This window comes from Pseudidiomarina sp. PP-1MA, assembly GCF_041200125.1.
GTDB lineage: Bacteria > Pseudomonadota > Gammaproteobacteria > Enterobacterales > Alteromonadaceae > Pseudidiomarina > Pseudidiomarina fusca.
In genome coordinates this window covers 1,943,182-1,967,391 of sequence record NZ_CP165718.1, presented here as the reverse complement: position 1 = coordinate 1,967,391, position 24,210 = coordinate 1,943,182, and the positions used below count along the sequence as shown (strand labels likewise).

The 24,210-nt window shown below is 46.9% G+C and carries 24 protein-coding genes and 1 tRNA gene; 19 read left to right on the top strand and 6 right to left on the bottom strand.

All coding sequences use genetic code 11. The features are described from left to right. Positions 1–223: 223 nt before the first annotated feature. The gene (locus AB8S08_RS09415) at positions 224–3,643 is read right to left on the bottom strand and encodes a translocation/assembly module TamB domain-containing protein (RefSeq protein ID WP_369742580.1); all 3,420 of its coding nucleotides are present in this window, start codon (positions 3,641–3,643) and stop codon (positions 224–226) included. Further along, complete coding sequence (locus AB8S08_RS09410; protein WP_369742579.1) at positions 3,640–5,433, bottom strand: autotransporter assembly complex family protein; 1,794 nt, start codon at positions 5,431–5,433, stop codon at positions 3,640–3,642. The genes AB8S08_RS09415 and AB8S08_RS09410 overlap by 4 nt, the downstream gene beginning before the upstream one ends. Positions 5,434–5,576: 143 nt before the next feature. Between AB8S08_RS09410 and AB8S08_RS09405 the strand changes: the two genes are divergently transcribed. The 3 genes from AB8S08_RS09405 to rimI all read left to right on the top strand — a co-directional run bounded on the left by AB8S08_RS09405 (position 5,577) and on the right by rimI (position 6,544). After that, a tRNA-Trp gene (locus tag AB8S08_RS09405) sits at positions 5,577–5,653 on the top strand. A gap of 36 nt (positions 5,654–5,689) precedes the next feature. Then, positions 5,690–6,085 (top strand): hypothetical protein, encoded by a 396-nt coding sequence (locus AB8S08_RS09400; protein ID WP_110076248.1) that lies wholly within the window; start codon positions 5,690–5,692, stop codon positions 6,083–6,085. Between the two features lie 24 nt (positions 6,086–6,109). Further along, the gene (rimI, locus tag AB8S08_RS09395) at positions 6,110–6,544 is read left to right on the top strand and encodes a ribosomal protein S18-alanine N-acetyltransferase (RefSeq protein ID WP_369742578.1); all 435 of its coding nucleotides are present in this window, start codon (positions 6,110–6,112) and stop codon (positions 6,542–6,544) included. Here rimI and AB8S08_RS09390 read toward each other — a convergent pair. Both AB8S08_RS09390 and AB8S08_RS09385 read right to left on the bottom strand, forming a co-directional pair. Further along, positions 6,541–6,855: a metalloregulator ArsR/SmtB family transcription factor gene (locus AB8S08_RS09390; protein ID WP_110076250.1), complete on the bottom strand. Its 315-nt coding sequence runs from the start codon at positions 6,853–6,855 to the stop codon at positions 6,541–6,543. The two genes, rimI and AB8S08_RS09390, sit on opposite strands and share 4 nt — an antisense overlap. A gap of 11 nt (positions 6,856–6,866) precedes the next feature. Next, complete coding sequence (locus AB8S08_RS09385; RefSeq protein ID WP_110076251.1) at positions 6,867–7,082, bottom strand: DUF2892 domain-containing protein; 216 nt, start codon at positions 7,080–7,082, stop codon at positions 6,867–6,869. A 183-nt stretch (positions 7,083–7,265) separates the two neighbouring features. Between AB8S08_RS09385 and AB8S08_RS09380 the strand changes: the two genes are divergently transcribed. From AB8S08_RS09380 to AB8S08_RS09330, 11 genes are all read left to right on the top strand, one after another. Further along, entirely contained in the window at positions 7,266–7,679 is a 414-nt protein-coding gene (locus AB8S08_RS09380; protein ID WP_153826328.1) for a cytidine deaminase, read from the top strand. Positions 7,680–7,682: 3 nt separating this feature from the next. Next, complete coding sequence (gene deoC, locus AB8S08_RS09375; protein ID WP_369742577.1) at positions 7,683–8,453, top strand: deoxyribose-phosphate aldolase; 771 nt, start codon at positions 7,683–7,685, stop codon at positions 8,451–8,453. Beyond that, positions 8,454–9,773, top strand: a complete 1,320-nt coding sequence (gene deoA / locus AB8S08_RS09370) for a thymidine phosphorylase (protein ID WP_110076254.1) — start codon at positions 8,454–8,456, stop codon at positions 9,771–9,773. Between the two features lie 65 nt (positions 9,774–9,838). Beyond that, positions 9,839–11,041, top strand: a complete 1,203-nt coding sequence (locus AB8S08_RS09365; RefSeq protein WP_110076255.1) for a phosphopentomutase — start codon at positions 9,839–9,841, stop codon at positions 11,039–11,041. A 7-nt stretch (positions 11,042–11,048) separates the two neighbouring features. Beyond that, entirely contained in the window at positions 11,049–11,756 is a 708-nt protein-coding gene (gene deoD, locus AB8S08_RS09360; RefSeq protein ID WP_110076256.1) for a purine-nucleoside phosphorylase, read from the top strand. 176 nt (positions 11,757–11,932) lie between these two features. Next, entirely contained in the window at positions 11,933–12,328 is a 396-nt protein-coding gene (locus AB8S08_RS09355) for a cytochrome c (protein WP_313933351.1), read from the top strand. A gap of 33 nt (positions 12,329–12,361) precedes the next feature. Next, positions 12,362–13,513, top strand: coding sequence for a multicopper oxidase domain-containing protein (locus tag AB8S08_RS09350; RefSeq protein ID WP_313933352.1), 1,152 nt, complete (start codon positions 12,362–12,364; stop codon positions 13,511–13,513). A 28-nt stretch (positions 13,514–13,541) separates the two neighbouring features. Next, positions 13,542–14,282, top strand: coding sequence for a formylglycine-generating enzyme family protein (locus AB8S08_RS09345; protein ID WP_258306621.1), 741 nt, complete (start codon positions 13,542–13,544; stop codon positions 14,280–14,282). Between the two features lie 5 nt (positions 14,283–14,287). Next, positions 14,288–14,932, top strand: a complete 645-nt coding sequence (locus AB8S08_RS09340) for an SCO family protein (protein WP_313933353.1) — start codon at positions 14,288–14,290, stop codon at positions 14,930–14,932. 289 nt (positions 14,933–15,221) lie between these two features. Beyond that, the gene (gene prfC / locus AB8S08_RS09335; RefSeq protein ID WP_369742576.1) at positions 15,222–16,811 is read left to right on the top strand and encodes a peptide chain release factor 3; all 1,590 of its coding nucleotides are present in this window, start codon (positions 15,222–15,224) and stop codon (positions 16,809–16,811) included. Between the two features lie 35 nt (positions 16,812–16,846). Then, positions 16,847–17,629, top strand: coding sequence for a TatD family hydrolase (locus AB8S08_RS09330; RefSeq protein WP_369742575.1), 783 nt, complete (start codon positions 16,847–16,849; stop codon positions 17,627–17,629). 6 nt (positions 17,630–17,635) lie between these two features. Here the strand turns inward: AB8S08_RS09330 and AB8S08_RS09325 are convergent, their stop codons facing one another. Then, positions 17,636–18,211 (bottom strand): AhpA/YtjB family protein, encoded by a 576-nt coding sequence (locus AB8S08_RS09325; protein ID WP_369742574.1) that lies wholly within the window; start codon positions 18,209–18,211, stop codon positions 17,636–17,638. A 92-nt stretch (positions 18,212–18,303) separates the two neighbouring features. On the opposite strand from AB8S08_RS09325, the gene serB reads away from it, so the two are divergent. From serB to AB8S08_RS09300, 5 genes are read left to right on the top strand one after another with little or no spacing between them, the layout of a single operon-like run. Beyond that, a complete protein-coding gene (gene serB / locus AB8S08_RS09320; RefSeq protein ID WP_369742573.1) occupies positions 18,304–18,963 on the top strand; it encodes a phosphoserine phosphatase SerB in 660 nt (219 codons plus the stop codon). Between the two features lie 32 nt (positions 18,964–18,995). Next, on the top strand, positions 18,996–20,357 hold the full coding sequence (radA, locus tag AB8S08_RS09315) for a DNA repair protein RadA (protein WP_110076569.1): 1,362 nt from the start codon (positions 18,996–18,998) through the stop codon (positions 20,355–20,357). After that, positions 20,354–21,097 carry a hypothetical protein gene (locus AB8S08_RS09310; protein WP_369742572.1) on the top strand — a complete coding sequence of 248 codons (744 nt, stop codon included), beginning with the start codon at positions 20,354–20,356 and terminating at the stop codon, positions 21,095–21,097. The genes radA and AB8S08_RS09310 overlap by 4 nt, the downstream gene beginning before the upstream one ends. Further along, on the top strand, positions 21,094–22,056 hold the full coding sequence (locus tag AB8S08_RS09305; RefSeq protein ID WP_369742571.1) for a FecCD family ABC transporter permease: 963 nt from the start codon (positions 21,094–21,096) through the stop codon (positions 22,054–22,056). Before AB8S08_RS09310 ends, AB8S08_RS09305 begins: the two co-directional genes overlap by 4 nt. A 31-nt stretch (positions 22,057–22,087) precedes the next feature. Next, positions 22,088–22,834, top strand: a complete 747-nt coding sequence (locus tag AB8S08_RS09300; protein ID WP_369742570.1) for an ABC transporter ATP-binding protein — start codon at positions 22,088–22,090, stop codon at positions 22,832–22,834. Here the strand turns inward: AB8S08_RS09300 and AB8S08_RS09295 are convergent. Next, positions 22,831–24,135 carry a S41 family peptidase gene (locus tag AB8S08_RS09295; protein WP_369742569.1) on the bottom strand — a complete coding sequence of 435 codons (1,305 nt, stop codon included), beginning with the start codon at positions 24,133–24,135 and terminating at the stop codon, positions 22,831–22,833. The two genes, AB8S08_RS09300 and AB8S08_RS09295, sit on opposite strands and share 4 nt — an antisense overlap. Between the last annotated feature and the right edge of the window lie 75 nt (positions 24,136–24,210).

Here is a 24,210-nt window from a genome sequence, read left to right as displayed (position 1 = left end):
TAACAGCTAACAGCTAACAGCTAACAGCTAACAGCTAACAGCTAATAGCTAACAGCTAACAGCCAACAGCCAACAGCTAATAGCCAATAGCCAATAGCCAATAGCCAATAGCCAATAGCCAATAGCTAATAGCCAATAGCTAATAGCTAATAGCTAATAGCTAATAGCAGTAGCCAGTAGCTAATAGCCAATCTAATAACCAATACCGAACAACAAAATCCCGTCACTTTTCAATAGTATAAAAAATATCGCCGCCCTGAGCTTCGCCACTAGCAGTTGACTCAATTAAGATATTATCAGTTAAGAAATAACGAATCAGGAACGTATTGGTGTTTTCAAACAGTCCCACTCCGTACTTAACGTATAGCTTAGGTGATAGATATTTGCCTATGTAAAAGGAGGTGTCCTGCGGATTCATGGTTGAATCAATCCCAAATTCATCTAAGCCAAAGATCTCTTGTAATGGCTGACCAATAACCTCAGTACCTTTGGAGCCTAACATGATCAATGCCTGTAACTGCATATTATCACCGCTGCCACTGGTTGTTCCCGAGCCGCGGCCTAGTATCAAATAGGAAAGGACCTCGCTATCAGGCATTGCTGGTGTTGAGAACATTTGGAAGTCTGGTTCGGTTAGAGTTCCAGTAATTTGCGCTCCGACAGTCACATTTTCCGTAGACATGATGTTTTCTTTAGCCCTCACCACTCGCAAATCTAGGCCAGGATTATCAACAGAACCGCCATTGTAGATGAGAGAGCCTCGATCGATTTCTAAACGCTGCCCATAGAGCTCATAAAAACCCTCAGTGACACGCACGCTACCACTGGCTGTTAGTGCTCGATTTGGTTGTTCAATGAGTCGCAAGCTACCTGCTAAATTACCCTCAAAACCGAACGCGCTTACGCTAATCTGTTCACTTAAATTGACGCGAATATCTGCATAAAGCGGATAAATGGAACTCTCATCGGTTACAACAGGCTTGCCATCCTTATATAATTTAATGTCTTCAGATGGGTTATCTATGCTTTCACCTAATTCCGGCTGTTCAATATTTGCATACGGAATGGTTACTTCGCCCTTAACGTCGATACGCTTATCAACAAGGGAAATGGTGATATTGGGAGAGACATCGACGGTAATTTCTGGTGTCTGAATGGTGCGAAATTTTTCGCCATCAATATCAATAGCTAAACGTTCGAGTTTGGGTTCAATTAAGCCACGGATGGTGATCCAGCCATCGCCTGAATAAGCTTGGCCATCTAGCAGAATATTATCAGGTTGTTGTTTGGCTGTTTGCGCATTAACCCGCACACCCGTTAACAAAAGTCCGCTTTCAGCAAAACCAATTTCATCGGCAGCAAGCTCGATTGAGCCGATTAATTCGGGTTTGGCTAGTGGTCCTGAAAACTCAATACTACCCAGTGCCGTGGCATTTTCATAACGTAAATCTGGTAAGAACCACTGTAACAAGGTTAAATCTTCCAGACTTAATAAAACAGAGCCTGATAATTGTGGTGCATCCGCTAAGTTGGTTATTTCGGCATCGCCAATAAGAACACCAGCATTCTTGTTCAACTCTGCAGTGATATCACTCGTGATTAAATCTAGATTACCTGCCCAACTTATTCCCCAAAATTTAAAACCTGTACTTACTTCTTCGTCTAGCGCAAAGAGAAAGGTTCGATCGCTACGGATATCACCTTCGGTGCGCACAATACTCCAAGTATTAGTATCAACAATCAGGCTCGCATCTGCGTCAACCAAACCCCATACGCGCTCGGCTACGTCAGCTTCACGAAAACGATTGAGCAAGGCTAGTGGTAGGCTACGTGCAGTTATAGTGGTCGTTTGTTGCTGATTGCTGTATGCGGTTTGTAAACAGATCTCGGCTGGTATGCGGGCATTAGATTGGAGACAGAGATCATCAGCTGTTAGAGCTACAGGCTTGGCCAACGGAACTTCTAATTTGCCGTTCTTATTGCTTGCCCAATCACCAAAATCTGGATGTTTAATACTTAACTCAGCGATATCTAATACAACCGATTGGTTAGTGTTTAATGCCGCTGAGGCCTTTAAGACTAAGTTTCCTTGTGCGTATGGACTAGTTGATAATTCTGAGATATCAGGTACTTGAATATCGATAAGTAGCGGTTGGTCGCTGCGCATGGCACCATCTAGTTGCACTTTGTTTGAGCGCCATTGAAGATTGAATTGTTCAGCACTAACTCGGTTATTGCTAAAAGCTAAACCACCTTCTGCAGTAATTTGCTCCGTTAAACTCGCATCTATAAGTTGGCTATCTAAGGTAAACTGCTGGACATCAAGATGGCCTTCAACATTTTCCTTCCAATTCAGGCTGCCCGCAAGTAGTGCGTTAAAGTTTGGCGCAGTTAGGCTTAGGCTCTCAATGGCGAGATCATGAAGGCTACCAGTGCCATGGAGATGAGTAGAAACTGTCTCGGTTAAAGGGTGGGTAACATCGGCCGCTAGTTCATAGCTAAATTTACTGAGATTATCTTTAACCTTTAACGCCAGCTGCTTGATAAGGAAGTTTTGTTCAGTGTGCTCTATCGCTACGTTATCAATAACTAAATCAACATTAAACTCAGTTTGATTTGGTTTTGCCATGGCATCGAGATAATTAGATACAACACCTGTTGCATTGATGCTGCCACCAGCCATCTGCTTGGAAGCCGATTGGATGTCATTAATTTGGAGTTGATGTAGCTGCAACCGGGTTGGGTCGGCATCAAGGGTAGCGGATAGCTTGGCATCATTGAATGACGTTAACCAAGCAGCCGCTGCGCTATCTTGTAGTAACGGAAAGCCGAGGCTGAGGGGTAACTGGTTCAGAATTAACGAAGCCTGCCAAGAAAAATCAGTTAACAACTGTTCTGCATGAATCGTCATTTGCTGCTCAGGTATTTGTTCGGCTTCAAAACGGGTCACCGCATTTAGACTATTTAGGTTGCCGACTAATTCTGTACTTCCAGTAAGTTCGGTTAATGCTACTGCAGAGATAGGTAACTGTGATAATTGCCAAGTTGCGGTCACGGATGATTGATAGGGAGCAGTAGTATCAAGTTGGGCGTTCAAGACAGCAGCCATGTTGTCGTAGCTGATTTTTACCTCAGTTAGAGTTAAATCGTTTTGATGCCAGCTTAAAGCTAAGCTAACGTCAGGTAATGTTTCTAAACCTTCCGCTAATTGTATTTGAGTATTCTCAGTTCTCAATTGCTTAACTTGCAGCTCAAAGGGCAAGCTAATGTCAGGTAATTGCAGTGGTTGAGTTTCCTCTGTTGGCTCTGTTGTTGTGGCTTGATAACGTACGATCAGATCCGCTGTGATGATTTGGTTAATGACGAGCTGCTGGTCAATGAGTGCACTTGGCTGCCAGTTAAGTGCTAATTTCTTAGCACTGATTTGTAATGTTGGGCTTTGATAATCAACACCCGATAAGGTTAACTCTGAAAGTAAATCACCTTCAATTTTGGCTATGGTTAGCGGTTGCCCACTCCATTTAAGTGCCTGTGACAGCACTAAGTTCGAACCTTTGTTGGTTGCGAGTAAACCATAGATAACGCTTGGCACTAGCACAAACAGAATAACTATGACCCAAGCAAGCAGTTTAACCCATCTCATAAATCAGGCCCCAGAGTAAAATGAATCCGCCATGGTGTGTCAGGTTCATCAATAGCATTAGCGATATCTAATCGCACTGGACCAATCGGAGAAACCCACCGAACTCCGATACCTACCGTTTGTTTTAGGCTCTCCTGCCAATCCCTCATACTGTTACCAAGATCAGTAAAGATAGCAACGCGCCAATTCGGTTGAAAAGCATAGTCTAGTTCAAGGCTATTGGCCGTCATGAAACGTCCACCAACGACCACTCCCTCTTCATTGAGAGGTCCTAGCTGTTGAAAGCCATAGCCGCGCACACTGTGGTCGCCACCTGAGAAGAAACGCAAGGTAGGCGGCAATAAGTCAAAATTGTCAGCTTCTAAGGCTCCCACTTCAGCGCGGGCAAGAATTCTCCATTTATCATTTAACCGATGCACCCATTTGCCACTTACTTTGAGACTAATAACATTCGTATCAGCAACGAGACTTTCATGGGCGCCACGCAGAAGAACTGAAATCCGGTAGCCATCGTCAATAATATTGCGACTGCCTTCAAGGGTGGTGCTCTCAATTAAACTCCATTCGATAGAGGGGATAAAGAAATTTGAGCGCTGCCGCGGCTCGTCACCAAAGGCGAAGTCTTCGCGCTGATAAGATAACTCGTAGGTTCGATGCCAGCGATCATAGTGACGAATATCACGTACCGAAGCTTTGGTGAGAGTTGAGCGCTGTTGCTCAAAGGAGCGATCTGAAACTTCTGCATTAAAGCTATAAGAGTCTCGGGCCGGATTACGGCCGGGAATAATGTAACTGATGTAGCCGGTGTTCTGTACTTCAGAGAGACGCACAACGCTACTTAGCTTATGCCCTCGATCATTTAACCACCGACGATCAAATCCAAGCGTTAAACGAGCCCCAGTGTCGGTACCGTAGCCCGGACCAATTTGATATCGGTCGCGCTTGTTTGGAGTCAGAGTGACCTCAATAGGTACTTGTTTATCACTCGCTTCTGACCACAACGGAGAAATTTCAACGGTATTAAAGTAATCACTAGCAGCTAGCCCTACTTGAAGGTCGAGCAGGTCGCGAGTATTGAAGCCACTGCCTTGTCGGTATTGGACAAATCTATCTAACAGTTCAGAACCTATGGTGGCACAGCAAAACAATGTATCGCCGAATAAATAGCGCGGGCCAGCATTAAATTCTATGGTGAGGTCGGCGCCAAAGTTAGCGCTATCGATAGCCACCTCGCTACGGCTAAAAAATGCGTCGTAATAACCTCGCTCTGCGGCAAGGTTACGCAATCTACTTTTGAACGCCTCATAGTCGCGGTGAATAACAGGGTCACCGATGGTCGGGGCCAAATCATCGATTAATCGAGTAAAAGCAGTGTCCTGGTCCGCTTCACCAAGCAGTGTAACAGTTACGGTTTGATAGGTCGAAATCGGGCCCGCATTCACCTGGTAGCGCACCGTCCATTGCTGGTCTTCTTGGAGTAACTCGTAGCTGACTTGTGTTTGGTAATAGCCATAGGGCATCAGCGCTGTTTTCAGCTCTTGTTCTCCTTGGCGCATCAGATAGCGGACTCTAAACACCGAGGGAACAGTTTGTTGATGGAGTGCATAAATAGCGAGATGGGCTTTTGCATTGGTCAACAGTTGATCTTCGAGGCCCTCAATAATGACCTGTAATTGAGGCCGTTCCTCGCTGGTTGCATCTTGTGGCGCAGCCAGCGACGCAGGTGCAATCAGCACTGAACTGAGAGCAAGCAAAGATAACCACAAACATACTACTGCACGAAAAATCATGAAAGCCCTTATGATCCCTATGTGGGATTCAGTATATCACTGCTTTTTAAAAGGATTGATGAAAAAAGCTGCAACTAAACCTAAATCACGAATAAATCACTTGCCAGCGCAAGCGATGCCAGTATAATTCTGAGCTTAGCTGCAGGGGTGTAGTTCCAATTGGTAGAACAGCGGTCTCCAAAACCGACGGTTGGGGGTTCGAATCCCTCCACCCCTGCCACTTCCTTATTTTAATCGTTTAGGCTAATCTAAACGCATGACCAAGCACCAAGTTCCGCAATTCACTCAATCACAACAACAAGCGCTAGCTGCTCTTGGGTTACCTCTTTGGCGACAGCGAATCGAATCAGCTCCAGCAGTTCCCGAAGAGAAAGAGGCTGAGCCGGTTGCTCAGTACTTTTATAAAGTAGGCGCTTGGCTGATTGTTACTACTATGCCGATGCCAGTTACATTGCCCCAATGGCTCCGAGATTTATTTTCACTCTTTAGCAAAAATCCTGAAACAGAACTCACTGAATTATCAGCAACCAGCGTGGTAAGTTGGCCTCACACCAAAAGGCTCAGTTTTACGGGCAGTGATCTAGTTCAGCCATCCCCAGCTACTAAGCAAACTACTTGGCAAACATTGCTTGCCAGTAAAGCTAGTAGCTAGCTCCTAAGTGGCATAATCGCTGTGATGTTGCAGATAGCCCCCCTTGATTGGCAGCCGGAGATTGTTGTGGTTGAACAACAAGCTCATGCGTTAGCTTGGTCGGAGCGTTTGTTGCAATCCTGTTTTGGCAGTGGTTATAAAAACTGGGGAGCGTGGGTAGATCAGCACTTGGCTGCTTTTCTGATTGTGCAAGAAGTGCTAGATGAATGGACTGTCATGAATATCGCAACTGCTGTTCGCTTTCAGCGCCAGGGCGTTGCAACGCAACTTATTCAGCACTTACAAAAGCAAGCCAGCCAGCAACAAGCAATCATTTGGTTAGAAGTTAGAGCGTCTAACGAAGCTGCTATTCAACTCTATTTAAAGTGTGGTTTTGTCGAGCGCGGTAAACGCGCTCGATATTACCGCAATGCCGATGATACTCGAGAAGATGCGATTGTTATGAGTTGGCAGGCTTAACTTAAATCCGGACAGAATTTGGTTTTTAGTAACTGGATAAAGGCAAGCGTGTCAGGATCTTGAATAGAATAGTAAATCGTTTGGGCTTCTTTACGAAACTTCACCAAGCCTTGCTCTCGTAATACCGCCAAGTGCTGTGAAAATGCCGAGGCACTTAGCGGGAAATGACGATTTAAATCACCGACACTGCGTTCACCGTTGGCTAAATGACATAAGATTTGCAAACGATGCTCGTTAGCTAACGATCTTAAAAAGCTAGCAGCCATATTCGCTTCTTCTTGCTGTAGCTCAGTTATTTGCGTGTCGGTCATAAAAATATCTCTTAGTTACGGGTGGCAAGTTCTCGCTCTGTTTTCAGCTTAAACACTTTACGCATAAACATACTGGCAGGGCAAAAACCGGTAAAGGATTGTTGGAATAAGTTAGCACCAACAAACACAGTTAACCAGACCCAATTTGGATGAACCCAAACGGTTAGGGCTACAGATAATAACACCATAAAGCCAGCAAAGGCAGTCAAAGCTCGTTCAACACTCATGATTCGTTCCTCGTATGAAGTACATCTAAAAACACTAATTTAGCTAACTACGAATTTAGTCTTGAATTAAGCAAAAGTCCAGTTTATTTCGTGAACGTCTAAAATAAATCTGTTGGGCTTGCCTACTTGGATTCAAAGGCCGAAAAGAGTAAGCTTTAAGGCCATAAATAACGAAGAAATACCATGAAAAATACTAGCTCATCATTAGTAGCTATGGCGCAAAGCGCCGCCCAGCAAGCTTATGTGCCTTATAGTAAGTTTAAAGTAGGGGCTGTGTTGAGTTTTGCCAATGGCGCAACAGTAACTGGCTGTAACATCGAGAATGTCTCTTATGGCCTCACCAATTGTGCCGAGCGCACGGCTATTTTTAGTGCTATCGCACAAGGATTTGATCCTCGTCAAATTAGTTCGGTGGTGGTCTTTACACCAAGTGACCAAGTTTATTCGCCTTGTGGCGCCTGTCGTCAAGTGATGACAGAGTTTTTAGCTCCTGACACCAAAGTAATTTCAGCTTGCTATCAGGGCCAACGTGAATGGACTCTAGCTGAATTACTCCCAGACGCATTTCATTTTGATATTAACGAATATCGGGACTAACCCATGATGACAGCACAACAAGCAGCGCAACGTGGCATTGCGCTGATGGATTTAACGACGCTGAACAATAGCGATGATGTGGCAACCATTACTCGGTTGTGTGAGTCGGCTCGCACAGATTTTGGCCATCCTGCGGCTCTGTGTGTGTTTCCAGAATTGGTGGTGTGGACCAAACTAGAACTAGAACGGCTTGGTTTGGCGGCAATCAAAGTAGCCACGGTAACCAATTTTCCTGAGGGGCACGCCAACGTTGAGCGTGCTGTTGCTGAAACCGAACGCGCAGTAGCAGTGGGTGCCGATGAGGTTGATGTGGTGTTTCCTTGGCGAGCGTTACAGGCAGGTGATAGTGATATAGGTTTTGCGTTAGTGCAATCGGTAAAACGAGCGTGTGGCGAAGTGCCGCTAAAAGTTATTATAGAAAGCGGTGAGTTGAAAACTCCCGAACTAATCAAACAAGCTAGCGAGATTGCCATTGCAGCTGGAGCTGATTTTATTAAGACCTCGACTGGCAAGGTACCAGTGAACGCAACTCTAGAAGCAGCTGAAGTGATGTTAACAGCAATAAAAAACAGCGGTCAGCAGGTTGGTTTTAAGGCGGCCGGGGGCGTTCGTAGTGCCGCCGATGTTGCTGCTTATCTTGCGCTAGCCGAACAGATCATGGGTGCCGACTGGGTTACCGCTGAGCATTTTCGTTTTGGTGCGAGCAGCTTGTTAGGCAATTTAGTTGGTACGTTAACGGGTGATTCTGGCCCAGCGGAAATAAAGGGATATTAAATGTTTTTACCACAAGAGGTGATTCGCACCAAACGCGATGGACATGAACTAAGTAAAGAACAAATCGATTACTTTGTGCAAGGCTTAACTGCAGGTGATATTTCTGAAAGCCAAATCGCAGCATTAGCTATGGCTGTCTACTTTCAGGGCATGAGCGCAGATGAGAGCGTTGCCTTGACCCTAGCCATGCGGGATTCTGGAGATGTACTGCAATGGCACGATTTAGACCTAGGCGGCCCCATTTTAGATAAGCATTCTACGGGTGGGGTTGGTGATGTAGTCAGTTTGATGTTAGGGCCGATTATTGCTGCCTGTGGTGGCTATGTACCGATGATCTCAGGACGCGGTTTGGGCCACACAGGCGGTACCTTGGATAAAATGGATGCCATTCCAGGTTACCAAACCATGCCAGACCTGGCGTTATTTCGTCGAGTAGTTAAGGATACCGGTGTTGCTATCATTGGGCAGACTGGCGATTTAGCGCCGGCAGACAAACGTTTTTACGCTACCCGCGATATTACTGCAACAGTTGAATCTATTCCGTTAATCACAGCCTCTATTTTGTCGAAGAAGCTGGCTGCAGGATTAGATGGTTTGGTTTTGGATGTAAAAGTTGGTAACGGAGCCATGATGCCAACTGAAGCTGCCGCACAGGAGCTTGCTGAGAGTTTAGTTCGGGTAGCTAACGGTGCAGGTCTCAATACCTGCGCCATCTTAACGGATATGAATGAGATATTGGCTCACTCAGCCGGTAACTCGATTGAAGTCATTGAAGCTATTCGCTATTTAACCGGTGAATACCGAGCCCCTCGATTGCATGAAGTTACTGTAGCCTTATGTGCGAAAATGCTGCAGTTGGGCCAGCTTGCAACCTCGGCCGAAGAAGCGGTAGCAAAAGTTGAAGCTGTTTTGGCTTCCGGCGAAGCCGCTGAGCGTTTTGCGAAAATGGTACGGGCGTTAGGTGGACCCAATGACTTGCTAACTCAATATCAACAGCATTTGCCGTTAGCAGCTTTTGCTCGTCCGGTGTTAGCTGAGCGCACGGGTGTGGTGCAGGCAATTGATACGCGCGCAGTTGGTATGGCAGTCGTTGCCTTAGGTGGTGGCCGTCGTCGCAGTAGCGACCAGTTAGATTTTAGTGTTGGCTTGGATCAGATTATCGGACTTGGTGCAGCAGTAGACGCACAGCAACCGCTGGCGATGATTTATGCACGCAACGAAGATGACTGGCTGCAAGCGGCACAGCGAATCCGTGCTGCATACAAGATTGGCGATAAAGCTGCAGCAACCCATCCGGTCATTTATAAAACGATTGGTTAGGCTTGTTGTTGCGGGGATGGCAAGCAACTACGCCATAGCCCATTGATAATGCGAAGGAGAGACCCATGGCACGAGCCATTGTAATAGTTCTAGACTCATTTGGTATTGGTGCCGCCGCAGATGCCGATAAATTTGGTGATGTGGGTGCTGATACCTTTGGCCATATTGCAGAGCACGTGGCATTACAAGGTAAAGGGTTAGCTATTCCGAACCTAATGACATTAGGTTTGGGCGAAGCTTATTATGGAGCCACAGGTGAACAACCAGCTGGTATCTCTCCAGCCGCTGAAATCCTCGGTAAATTTGGGTGGGCGCAAGAGCTTTCATCGGGTAAAGATACCCCATCGGGACATTGGGAAATGGCAGGCGTACCTGTGCTGTTTGATTGGGGCTATTTTCTGGACCAGCAGAACTCATTTCCTGCTGAACTACTAGAGCAACTGATTGAGCATGCTGAATTGCCCGGAATACTCGGCAATTGCCATGCTTCAGGTACCACTATCATTCAGAACTTAGGCGCTGAGCATATGCAATCGGGCAAGCCGATTGTCTATACTTCGGCTGATTCTGTGTTGCAAATAGCTGCGCATGAGCAAAGCTTTGGCTTACAACGACTCTACCAAGTTTGTGAGCTTGCCCGAGAGTTATTAGAGCCTTATAACATCGGTCGAGTGATCGCTCGCCCCTTTACTGGCTCGGATGCGAGCAATTTTGTGCGTACCGGCAATCGGCGTGATTATGCCGTGCCACCGCCAGCCCCAACCGTGCTAGATAAACTCTCGCAAGCAGGTGGGGAAGTGATCAGTATTGGCAAAATTGCCGATATTTTTGCTCATCAAGGGATTACGCAAAAATACAAAGCTACCGGAATTGAAGCCCTTATGGCAAAAACTCTGGAAGTAATGACAACAGCACCTGAGCAAAGTCTTATTTTTACTAACTTGGTTGATTTTGATAGTGACTTTGGGCACCGCCGTAATCCACAGGGTTATGCTCAAGCATTGGAATTGTTTGATCAATTATTGCCTCAGATCACTGCGCAAATGCAGCCAGACGATATACTCATCCTTACTGCGGACCACGGCTGCGATCCTACATGGCCGGGTTCAGACCATACTCGCGAATACGTCCCTGTGTTGGCTTATGGCGCACAGCTCACCCCTGGTTCCATCGGGCGTCGTGAAACCTTTGCCGATATTGGACAGTCACTAGCTGAGCTGTTTGGATTAGAGCCAATGGCTTATGGACGTTCGTTTTTAAAGGAATAGCTTAATCATGACAACCCCTCACATCAATGCAGAAGCAGGTGCTTTTGCGTCTACTTGTTTATTGCCTGGCGACCCTTTGCGGGCGCAATTTATTGCCGAGAACTTTTTCACTGATGCGAAACAAGTCTGTGATGTGCGCAACATGTTTGGTTACACAGGTACCTACAAAGGGCAAGCTGTATCCGTGATGGGTACAGGTATGGGGATCCCGTCTTGTAGTATTTATGCCACCGAGCTAATCCAGCATTATCAAGTTCAGCGCTTGGTACGGGTAGGAAGCTGCGGTGCTGTATTGCCTGAAGTGCAACTACGCGACATTATTTTGGCCCAAGGCGCAAGTACCGATTCAGCTGTCAATCGTCAACGCTTTGGTGGCTACGATTACGCTGCGCTTGCTGATTTTGAATTACTGAGTAAGGTAGCCAGCTATGCTCAACAACATGGACAGAAGGTGCGCGTTGGCAATGTGTTTTCTGCTGATTTATTTTACGGCGTGAATGATAACCTGACGGATTTACTAGCCCGCTACGGTATTCTTGGCGTGGAGATGGAGGCGGCTGGGCTCTATAGTGTTGCGGCAGCCCACGGTGCTCAAGCATTAACCGTACTGACCGTTTCAGACCATTTACAAACTCATCAGCAAATGTCATCGCAAGAACGGCAAACCGGCTTTGCGGATATGGTTGAGTTAACTCTTAATAGTCTTTTCAGCTAATGCAAAAACCATTTTTGCATTAGAAATATTAATTAATAATCCTTTTTTACCTCCCTCGATTAAGGTAGCTACCCTACAGTAGGTAGCTACCTGTTACTCCCTCATTTCACTCGAAAAACCGCGTCAATACGGTAACCTATAGTCATCTAATTTAGCACTCCCATTGAGGTGACAACATGAAAAACATGAATAAATTTAAATCAGGTGTACTTGCTAGCGGTTTAGCCGTAGTCGCACTTTTTAGTCAAGCCGCCGCCGCAGATGCTGGCGCTAGCGTTTATCAGAAAAATTGTGCTGCTTGCCATCAAGCCAACGGCACTGGTATGGCTGCAGTATTTCCTCCATTAGCAGGCAACTCAAATATCAAGGACAAAGGTCTCTACATTGCCGAGACTATTGTCAAAGGCAAATCAGGCAAATTGACTGTGAATGGCGCTGATTATAACGGCATGATGCCACCGATGGCTTATATGAGTGATGCCGACATTGCTGCCGTGGTCAACTTCGTGAATAAGAAGTTTGCTGGTGGCTCAGAAGAAATTAGTGCAGATGCGGTTAAAGGCATTCGTTAAGAAATTTACCCTAGAAGGTTTGGAGAAGTCGTTATGAAAAAGCTCGTTTTATCTGCAATTGCTAGTGCCCTTGTTGTTGCTTGTGCTGGTGCACCTCAGTCTGGTTCTGCTGGATTAACTCTAAAACACGACAGCGAATATGTGATTGATGGCAAAATCTACGGCTTGCCTGAAGCAAAAGTTTATCGTGAAGATTACAACGGCCCTGCGGTGGTTGGTGAATACCTGACCATGGCGCCGAATTTGGCCAAGCTTGATTATGAAGGCAATAAAGAGCACGAAGTGCGGATGGATGTATTTTCGCAAAAAGTTGAAGTAGCTCCGGGTGTTAGTTACAACGCATGGACCTTTGGCGGCTCGGTTCCTGGTCCAGTTTTACACGTCCGTGAAGGCGACCGTGTGGTTTTCAAAATGAAAAACCGTTCAGACGAAGAGGTGGTCATTACTGAGCCATTTAAAGGCCAATCACCTTACTTAAGCCAAATTCAAGCGTCAGAATTACAAAAGCATGAGGCCGTTATTGCGCCTATGCCACACTCTATGGATTTTCATAGCGGTACTGTCGCAGCAGAAGATAAGTGGCGTACCATTGCTCCGGGCGAAACTATCGAGTTTGAATGGATTGCAAACTATGCCGGTACTTATATGTATCACTGTGGTACTTCAAGCGTACTGATGCACACTGCAATGGGCCAGTACGGTGCGGTTGTGGTATCGCCAAAAGAAGGCTATCCAACTGATGCCGAAGTAGACCAAGAGTACGTGATTGTGCAGTCAGAAATGTATTTGTCGCAGATGGGTGATAGCTACATTTACGACCACGGTGCAGCGCTAGCTCGCGACCCAAGCCACGTTGTGTTTAACGGCCACGTGAGCTCGTTAAGCGAAAATCCATTGCGTGCTGATGAAGGTGACCGCGTCCGTATTCACTTCTTGAATGCCGGCCCATCTGGAACTTCAAGTTTTCACGTGATTGGCGCTATCTTTGACCAAGTTTGGGCCGAAGGTGATCCACGTAATACTTGGTATGGCATGCAAACTGTCTTGTTAGGTGCCAGCTCTAGCGCAACCATCGAGTTTATTGTGCCAGAAGAAGGGATCTACAAATTGGTAGATCACGAGTTTGCTGATGCTGAGCGCGGTGCTGCCGGTGCCTTAATCGCTGGCCCACGTAAAGCTAAGTAACGCTAGCTAACTCAAATAAGGTTTGATTATGAAGTATTTAGTAGGTGTTCTAGCCATTGCAGTAAGTGCTCAGGTTCTCGCTGAACCCGTGCTGGTAGAAGGTGGTCAATATGTTCCTGTAGTCGTCCTTGATAAGGAGCTTGAACAACTCACCATGCCTAACTTTATGCTCGATGCAGCACCTGTTACTCATGCTGAATATCAAACCTTTGTGTTGGCCCATCCGAAGTGGCGGCGGGATACCATTCCCGCCATCTTTCACGATGGTAACTACTTAAAAAGTTGGCAAACAGCAGATAGCCATGCTGTTGATGATGCTGACAAAGCAGTGACTCAAGTATCTTGGTTTGCTGCACGAGCTTATTGCAAAGCCCAAGGTGGGCGTTTACCAAGCCTAGAAGAATGGGAATATGCATCGGCACAATATCGGCAGCAACAAGGCTTAACGGATCATGAGTACGCTCGGATGTTGTTCTCATGGCATACCAACCCAACCACGTACGCTCAATTACCGTTAGACCCTGTGGCTGGTAAATTGAATCATATGCATGATCGCGTTAACGAATGGGTAGAAGATTTTCAGCTGTTACTCACTAACGGTGATGACAACGATGTATTGTCTGGCTCTTGTGGTGACAGTGCTAGATTTATGGCTGACTTTGGCGAAGCCAGTTATGCCACCTTTTTTAGATATCAGTCGCGCAGTAATTATCGAGCGCAAAGTACTACTAGCACCTTAGGTTTTCGCTGTGCTTACGATGTGGAGTAACCCTTATGAACGCCATGATTAAATTATTAGCAGGTATTGGAGTTGCAGGTTTGTTGGCTAGTGGAGCTTTGGCTCAAGACCATAACCATCATCATAATCACGCTAACCATACTACCCTAGGGGCAGCGGAAGTACGCCAAGATGACTCCATTTATCACCTTGATGCAAACTGGCAAGCCCATACTGGACAGGAGCTGACGCTGGCTCAATTGCAAGGGCAGCCGGTCGTTATTTCGATGATATATGGCAGCTGTACCACCGCATGTCCGGTGTTAGTAAATGATGCACGAAGGGTCTATGAGGCCTTACCCGCAGCGTATCAGCCTTATGTGAAGCTGGTGATGGTGAGCTTTGATGAAGATCGAGATACTCCGGCAGCGCTTGCTGAATATGCGGCCAAATACAATCTTGGGGACGACACTTGGTTGTTCTTACACGGCGAGGATAGTGATATCCGGGCGATGGCAACCATGTTAGGGGTGCGTTATCGTAAGCGTCCCGATGGTGACTTTGACCATAGTAACTTAGTTACTGTGTTAGATACCCAAGGACGCATCGTACAGCGCACTGAGGGACTCAATCGGCCGGTCGATGATGCCGTGAAAGCTCTCATGAAAGTGATAGATGATAACCACTTAATGCATCACTAATTATGTTGTTCTAGCGCATGTTGTAGCTGTTTGCGTCACCCTAGTGGTGGCGCTTTTTTTTGTATTCCCTCTATCGCCCTAGCCTTCAAGTTTTACTCCAAATCGCACATAGCGACAACACAGTACAAAAGCCCATTGAGACTAAATGGCAACCATTGATTGTTTAAACAAGCAAGATCAGCGAAAATAGCAGCTATTGACGATCAACCCGATGGATTGACCAGTACCAGCACATTACGTGCTTGCAAACTGGTGTGCAAATCTGCGTACAAACTAAAAGAATTTATACATGGCAAACCAAGCTTTCCTTAATGAAATCAAAAAGCGTCGCACTTTTGCGATCATCTCGCACCCTGATGCTGGTAAAACAACCATTACCGAAAAAGTCTTGTTGCATGGGCATAAACTGCAAAAGGCCGGTACCGTAAAAGGTAAAAAGTCGGGCCAACATGCAAAATCTGACTGGATGGAGATGGAAAAAGAACGGGGTATCTCGGTAACGACCTCGGTGATGCAATTTCCTTATCGTGAAGCCTTGGTGAATTTGTTAGACACGCCAGGACACGAAGATTTCTCGGAAGATACCTATCGTACTTTAACCGCGGTAGATTCATGCTTGATGGTTATCGATGGCGCTAAAGGGGTAGAAGATCGCACCATAAAATTAATGGAAGTAACACGCTTGCGTGATACGCCGATCATTACTTTTATGAACAAGCTTGACCGTGACATTCGCGATCCGGTGGAGTTGTTAGACGAAGTAGAAAACGTCTTAAACATTATGTGCGCTCCTATCACATGGCCGATAGGTTCGGGCAAGAATTTTAAGGGGGTGTATAACCTCCTAAAAGACGAAGTGGTTCTGTATAAGTCGGGGCAAGGCCACAAGATTCAGGATAAAGATGTCATTCAAGGTCTAGATAACCCTGAACTTGACCAGCGAATTGGTAGCTACGCTGATGACTTGCGGCTGGAAATTGAGCTGGTTAAAGGTGCATCCAACGCATTTGATAAAGAACTCTTTTTAGCTGGTGAATTAACGCCCGTTTATTTTGGTACGGCGTTGGGTAACTTTGGCGTGGATCACATGCTCGACGGTTTGGTGGAGTGGGCACCTAGTCCACTAGCTCGTGACACTGATACCGGCGTTGAGGTGAGTGCAAGTCAGCCTGAGTTTTCGGGTTTTGTTTTTAAAATTCAAGCGAATATGGACCCGAAACATCGCGATCGTGTGGCTTTTATGCGGATTGTGTCTGGTAAGTACGAAAAAGGCATGAAGATGCACCAAGTACGCCTCGGTAAAGATGTGCGTATCGCCGATGCATTAACCTTTTTGGCCGGCGATCGTGAACAAGTAGAAGAGGCCTACCCAGGCGATATTATTGGCTTGCATAACCATGGCACGATTCAAATTGGGGATACCTTTACCGGCGGCGAAAAATTTAAGTTCAGTGGCATTCCGAACTTTGCGCCAGAGCTATTCCGTCGTATTCGTTTAAAAGATCCGCTTAAGCAAAAGCAGCTTTTAAAAGGCTTGGTACAGCTTTCTGAAGAAGGTGCTGTGCAAGTATTTCGACCGCTGATTAACAATGACTTAATTGTTGGTGCGGTAGGGGTGCTGCAGTTTGATGTGGTGGTACACCGGCTAAAATCAGAATATAACGTTGATGCTGTGTACGAAAACATTAACGTCGCCACGGCGCGGTGGGTGCACTCAGCTGATGCACGCAAGTTAGATGAATTTCGCCGCAAGGCTGAAGCAAACTTGGCTCTAGATGGCGGTGACAATCTTACTTATATAGCGCCTACTATGGTGAACTTGAGTTTGGCCACAGAGCGCTATCCTGATATCACCTTCAGCCATACCCGCGAGCATTAACTTGCTAGGGTGAGTAAGCACCGTAAGGAGTCGAGATGGCCAAGCTTAGATTGTGTGACAGCCATTGCCATCTCGATTTCACTGAGTTTGCGGCCGATAGACAAGAGGTCGTAGCACGTGCCTTAGCCGCCGGAGTAGAGGCAATCATAGTACCAGGGGTGGCACGCCAAGCAGCGGCTGATGTGTGGTTACAGCAATGCCAAGGTGTCACCATTTATCGGGGCGTTGGGCTACATCCTTATTTTATTGCTCAACATCAATTAGCCGATCTAGCTTGGGTTGAGCAACAACTGCAACAACATCCAGCATGGGTGATCGGTGAAGTTGGCTTAGATAAAACTTGCGCCAATTATCCCAAGCAACAACAACTCTTTCTCGGACAGCTAGAATTAGCTGCTCAGTATCAGCGACCCCTGTTAATTCATCACCGCCAAAGCCAAGCGGACTTGCTTAAACTCATCAAACCGTTAGCTTCTCAATTACCAGCGCAACCCGGTATTCTGCATGCTTTTAGTGGTAGTCTTCAGCAAGCTGAACAGTGGCTGGCGCTAGGCTTTAAACTAGGGGTCGGCGGGGTGATAAGTTATCCCCGAGCACAGAAAACCAGAGCGACTGTGGCTGCCTTACCGTTAGATAGTTTGGTGTTAGAAACAGATGCGCCTAGCATGCCGTTACAGGGGTTTCAGGGCCAACGTAACGAACCAGCACAGATTGCACGGGTTTTAACCGAGCTACAGGGGTTGCGTACTGAGTCTGTGGCAGAGCTAGCTGCGGCTACGTGGGATAACAGCATGGCTATCGTTGCTAATTTAGGTTAAGCAACGCTATGGGTTTGCGGGTGTGGTAACAGTGCGGCGCCAACGATTGAAGGTGGTTGCTAACAAAACTCCAGCTAGGATGGCAAAGGCGAGTAAAAACTGCCCATAAAAGCTTAAATATGAATGTGTATTTAAGGGTTGTTCTAATAATAACGCTTCATCGATAACCAGAGTTAGATAGCCATAAATAGTGTCACCATCTGAGATCTCTTCAACCAAGATGAAAGCTTGTTGCAAGGCATCACTATCAGCTTGAAAATGAGATTGAGTAAGCTCTTCGCCATATCTGTTTTGAACACTAGCAGCCGCGATAAAAGGTTGTTGCTGTAATTGGTTCACTAGTGCGTCAAGATGCTCAGGTTGGTCGTTAGCTAGCCACTGCTGCGCAGAAAAAGCCGCTTGGCGTGCTGTCGTTTGCATTAATTGGTGGCTGTGGCTTTGAAACTCTTGCAGGCTGGTGGTGTGCATGGTGCCCCAGAACTGCTCAATGAGAATGACTAATAGCACAGCTAGCCCCAATCGGCGCAAGCGGCGATAGACAAGTTGGAAACTGCTGATAACATGGCTAGGTAACTTTGACATGGTGCAAATATACGTTGTCTCACTGATTTGGTGCAAGCAAAGTTGATGCTTTTCTTGTACTCCAGCAGCTAACTGAAAAGGACAAGATGTTCATGATTGATTTGCATAAACCCGGATTAGTGTTGTTTGACATGGACTCAACGCTAATTACCATCGAATGCATCGACGAGATCGCTGAGCTAGCTGGCTACCGGCACCAGGTAGAACAGATCACTGCTGCCGCAATGCGTGGTGAGTTAGATTTTGCCGCCAGTTTAAGGCAACGAATGCAGTTATTAAAAGGAGTAGCACAAGCTGATTTTCAGCAATTATTTGAGCCGATTCCTTGGAGCCAAGGAGCAGTTGAGTTACTCACTTGGTTTCGGCAACTAGGCTGGAAAACCGCAGTAGTATCTGGCGGTTTTACCTGGTTTGCTGAGCAATTACAGCAGCAGGCGCCGCTAGATATCGTGATTGCTAATCAATTAATTTGGGATGGTGATAGACTGACCGGTGACGTTGCAGAGCCCATTATAGATGCGCAAGCGAAAGCCGCCGCAGTCACCCAGTTGGCACAGCAGTTTGGTATCGCTATGGAACAAACCATCGCGATTGGAGACGGCTCTAACGACAGTCTCATGTTGCAGCAAGCGGCCCTTGGCATAGCCTATTGTGCTAAGCCGGCATTGCAAGCCGTCGCTGATGTCGTCATTAACGAGCCCAATCTTAGCGCGATAAAAGCTCACTTAACGCAGCAGAGCACAAGCAACTAATAAGCTTATTAAAGATTAACCCAAGGATAGTTATGGCAAAGGCAAAAACGGCATATGTTTGTAATGATTGTGGTGCCGATTATGTACGTTGGCTAGGTCAATGTACTGAATGCAAAGCGTGGAATACCATCACCGAAGTACGTATAGGGACGGCTAAAACGGCCGCGGTTGAGCGTCGCGGTTACGCTGGTGCAACGCTGGCTAAAGTACAGACATTGAACGAAGTCGATCTTGAAGAGCTGCCGCGCTTTAGTAGCACCTTTAAAGAGTTCGATCGGGTTCTTGGTGGTGGTATTGTGCCAGGCTCGGCCATTTTGATTGGAGGGTCGCCAGGTGCAGGTAAGAGTACATTGTTACTGCAAACCATGTGTCAATTGGCGGAGGTGATGCCAACCTTGTATGTGACTGGAGAAGAATCGTTACAACAAGTAGCGTTGCGCGCCCAGCGGTTAAATCTACCCACCGACAAACTGCGCATGTTAGCGGAAACGTCCGTTGAAACCATTTGTGATTTGGCCGACAAAGAACAACCACGAGTGATGGTTATTGACTCTATTCAGGTGATGCACTTGGCTGACATTCAATCTGCTCCCGGGAGTGTATCTCAAGTACGTGAGTGTGCCGCCTATCTTACTCGCTATGCCAAGCTCAAAGGGGTAGCCATACTGATGGTCGGGCATGTGACTAAAGATGGTTCTTTAGCTGGCCCCAAAGTGTTAGAACACTGTATTGACTGCTCTATTTTGCTAGAAGGTAGCGCAGATTCTCGCTTTCGTACCTTGCGCGGACATAAAAACCGCTTTGGTCCAGCCAATGAATTAGGGGTGTTTGCCATGACCGGGCAAGGCCTGAAAGAAGTGACTAATCCTTCTGCGATATTTTTGCAACGCGCTGAAGAGCATGGCAGTGGTTCAGCTGTGATGGTGATTTGGGAGGGTACTCGTCCGCTATTGGTGGAACTGCAAGCGCTAGTTGATGCAACTCAGTTGGCAAACCCACGCCGCGTCGCAGTGGGCATGGAAACCACTCGTTTAGCCATGTTGTTGGCCGTATTACACCGTCACGGTGGTTTACACATGTCCGATCAAGATGTGTTCGTCAACGTGGTTGGTGGCGTTCGAGTTACCGAGACAGGTGCGGATTTGGCGCTATTATTGGCAATTGTATCTAGCTTTCGTGAGCAGCCGTTGCCCCGTGATGTGATTATTTTTGGTGAAGTGGGTCTATCGGGCGAAATCAGGCCCGTGCAAAATGGCTTGGCGCGTTTGAATGAAGCCGCCAAACATGGCTTTACCAAGGCTATTGTTCCTTATGGCAACCGTCCTAAAGAGACGATTGCTGGGATGCAGGTCACCGCGGTGAAAACCTTGCAAGAGGCATTGGATACCTTGTGATTGCACGACTCACGTTAGTCAGTATCGTCATCGGTTGGCTCAGCTTAACCACGGTACAGGCTAAGCCAGTAACTGTAGTTTCGCTTAACCCATGTTTTGATGCCTGGTTACCGCAGTGGTTACCAAACGACTGGGAAATAATTCCAACCACAGCACATGGCAATCGATTGGAACAGGTTTTACTGGCACAGCCAGACTATGTGGTCTATGGCACCTTTACTCATGCTCGCTTAGTTAACCAGTTAGCTAGGCATACGCAGATGGTGTTGGTGGAACAGCCGCAAACGTGGGCGCAGTGGCAGCGAACCGTAGCAGAAGCAGCAACAGAGATGGCTATTACAGAGCGAGGTCAAGCCTGGTTAGAACAGCAACAAGACCAACTTAGCCAACTTCCCAACATGGAACAATCGGTACTCGTGTTGATGCCCAACCAATACGCTTGGGGGGGCGCTAGTTGGTTGGCGCAACTTTTTGCTAAACAACAGATCCAATGGATAAGCCTGCATCAAGACCTGGTGTTATATCAGCTTAATCTCGAACAATTACTAAAATTAAATCCAGAGCTTATTGTACTCGAAGGCTTTGCTAAGCCTTACGCTCGGGCAAACGATTGGTTGTGGCATAGTGCTCTAACCCCTTGGTTGCAGCAACGGCAGGTTCGTAGCATTTCTACCGCGGTGTCTGGATGCCCTGCAACGCGGGCAGTTGATTATTTGCAAGCAGTCGTAGGTGAGCCATGAGGGTAAAACTATGGTTAGTGCTATGCCTTGCCAGCTTACTCATTGGCTTAGGCTATTTAGGCAGTGGTGTTGATGGGTGGCGGTTACTCCCAGAAAACGCACTAGAGTCAGCTATTTTATTTGAGATAAGACTCCCGCGCCTTGTGCTTGCTGGATTAAACGGCATGGCGTTAGGGATGGCTGGCGCAGTGCTGCAATTACAATTAAAAAATCCATTAGCAGAGCCGGGTATAACAGGTATCGCTGGTGGAGCAGGTTTAGCTACTGTGGTGGCACTTTATTGGGGGGGATTAACACCGATAGCTTGGAGTTTGCCCTTAGTGGGAATGTTAGGTGGCGCTCTTAGCTTAATATTGCTGTGGCTGTTAAGTAGTGGCCAGATGTTTGGCTTGCGACTGATTCTGGCAGGCGTAGCTCTAGCTTCGTTAACGGGTGCACTTATGGCTGTGGTGCTTAATTTGGCGCCAAATCCGTTTGCCTTTCAAGAATGGGCATTGTGGTTGATGGGGTCAGTAGCTAATCGCGGTTGGTCGCATGTGTGGTTGATGGCGCCGAGTTTAGTCCTTGCGTTGTTGTTATTGCTAAGTCAGCGGCGTTTTCTCAGCGCCCAAATTTTTGATGATGCTACCATCGCAACCTTGGGCTTTCAGCTCGGCTGGAAACGTTTTTTGATTTTCGCTGCGGTTGCTTTACTGGTATCGGCATCAGTGGTTACCGCAGGTATTATTGGCTTTGTTGGTTTGTTAGCCCCCCATGCAGCTCGTTTGCTAGGGCAACATCAACCACTACCCATGATCTTGCTGAGTGCTTTGTTAGGGGCGTGGTTGTTGATGCTAATGGACTGGCTAGTGCGGCTTATACCTACGCCAGTTGAGTTACAGCTGGGCGTGGTAGTGTCGTTAATTGGAGCTCCATGGCTACTGATATTATTGTACCGACAACATGCAGCAAAGTACTAAAATACATCTTGATAAGGTTGGCTAAAGTAGCATGCTAGAAGTCTCAGGTTTAAGTTTAGAAAGCAGGCTCACGAACGTTAATCTGCGCTTATCGGCAGGGCAAATGGTAGGGGTGATTGGTGCTAATGGCGCCGGTAAATCAACCTTACTGAAATTACTGGCTGGTTTGCTCACACCAAGTTCTGGTGGGAGTGTATGGCAGCAAATAGATTTGCATCACATCAATCCTAGCCAACGGCGTCAGCAACTTGCCTACATTGCTCAGCAAACCCTTGTTAATGAAGCTGTGACAGTTGCCTATGCTCTGCAAGTGAGCCAAGTTAATCTGGCCCAAACCAAGTCTCAGTTACGTCATTACCGACAGCAAACGAGTGCAGAGTTTGGTTTAACCGAGCTGTTACAACGCCCAGTAACTGAGTTATCTGGCGGCGAACTGAAGCGAGTTCAATTGGCCTGTGGTCTGATTGGGCAGCAGCCTTTAATTCTAGCTGATGAACCCATTGCTAGCTTAGATCTAAGGTATCAACTAGAAACCCTCATGCTACTTAAGCAGCGCGCGGACAATGGTGCTTTGGTGTTAGTGGCACTTCATGATCTGGCGTTAGCGGCGCGCTTTTGTCAACAATTGGTGTTGCTGCATCAGGGCCAGCTGTTGGCGGTTGGTGAGCCAGCTGAGGTGTTGTCGAAGTCACTATTGCAACAGGCTTATCAGGTTGAAGTTGAGTGGGTTTGCCATCAACACGGGGTAGCCATGCTACCCCGACTGTTAACTGATTAATGTTCGGCCGCCCACAGGTCGATAATACGCCAAGGTTTGGTAGGGGATAAAGTGGTGCTGGTGGTACTCGAGCTGGTTGGGTTGGTGGCACAGGTACCGGTTTCAATATGTTGATTAACCGCCCGTAGCATTGGGTCGTTGGCATGCCCCCAATCGCCGGTGAGGCTATCCGGTGCGCTACAATCTGCGGCGATACCATTAAAGTAACGACCCTCGCCGAGCGCATTCACAATCTCAAAATTGACCACGAAGGTTCGCTTATCACAAATCCGTTGCGGTATTTGGCCAACGGGTTTGCCGCAGGTTCTGGCTCCTATCACCACCACCTCGACAAACGGCTCCAAGGCATTGATGATCAGCTCTGAAGAAGAACAGCTTTGCGCCGTAGTTAGTACATACACACGTTCTAAATCAAGTTGTTGAACGCCATCATACATTTGAAAGAGTTCGGTAAAATTTTGCTCACTATTGTCTGCGTTAAATAGGTAATCGCCAAACACTTCACCAATGACGTTATTACCGGCAGCCTGCGTGGCGGCCTGATTAGCATATCTGGTTAAGCCTCCGCCGTTATAGCGAACGTCTATGACGAGTTCATCAACCCCTTGTAACTCATTGTATGCTTGATTTAGATCGTCACCAGTGCGGTTGATAAAGGTATTAAGCACATAATAGCCCACCGTTTTGTCGCCGACGCTGTAACTGCTGGTAGCTAAGACGGTGTTCGTTTCTACCTCGGTTTTAGTCAGTACATCGGTATAGGTATCACCAGCGACAGTACGCCACGTTAGGGTTGCAGTTACCCCATCGTCATCATCACCGAGCGCTTCTTGATAGCGCCCTTGGGCAAGTAATAACTGCACTGACTCACCATTTATGTGAGTGATTTCGTCGGAACGTTTGATTCCAGCCAGAGCCGCCGGCGAATCTTGATAGACATAATTGACAAATACCCGAGCGGTGGTGGTAACTCGTGTAGCAAAGCCAAAACCAATGTAGGCGGCGTTCACGTAGCGGTCTTGATATTGCTGTTCAGTGGTAATGAATGAGTAACGATCCTCGCTGACGGTAATGGCATCTAAGAGTTCGTAAATATCAGCGTAGTTATCAGGATCGATAGAATCAGCGAGCTCGGCATTCCAAAAATACTGCTCGTACATGTAATCTAGAAATTGTTGCTTCTCATCACTAACCGAACACTGCCCAACAATCGCAGTGGCGTCATCGTTGTTGCTATCACTGCCGCCACAGCCGCTGAGACTAAGAGTGGTGATAGCTGCCAATACCCAAAATCGTGTCATGTTGTGATCCTAACCTTGCTTGTTCTAGCTATTATGGTGGTTGTTTCAACAATTATCATCGCCACAGTTGTTTGC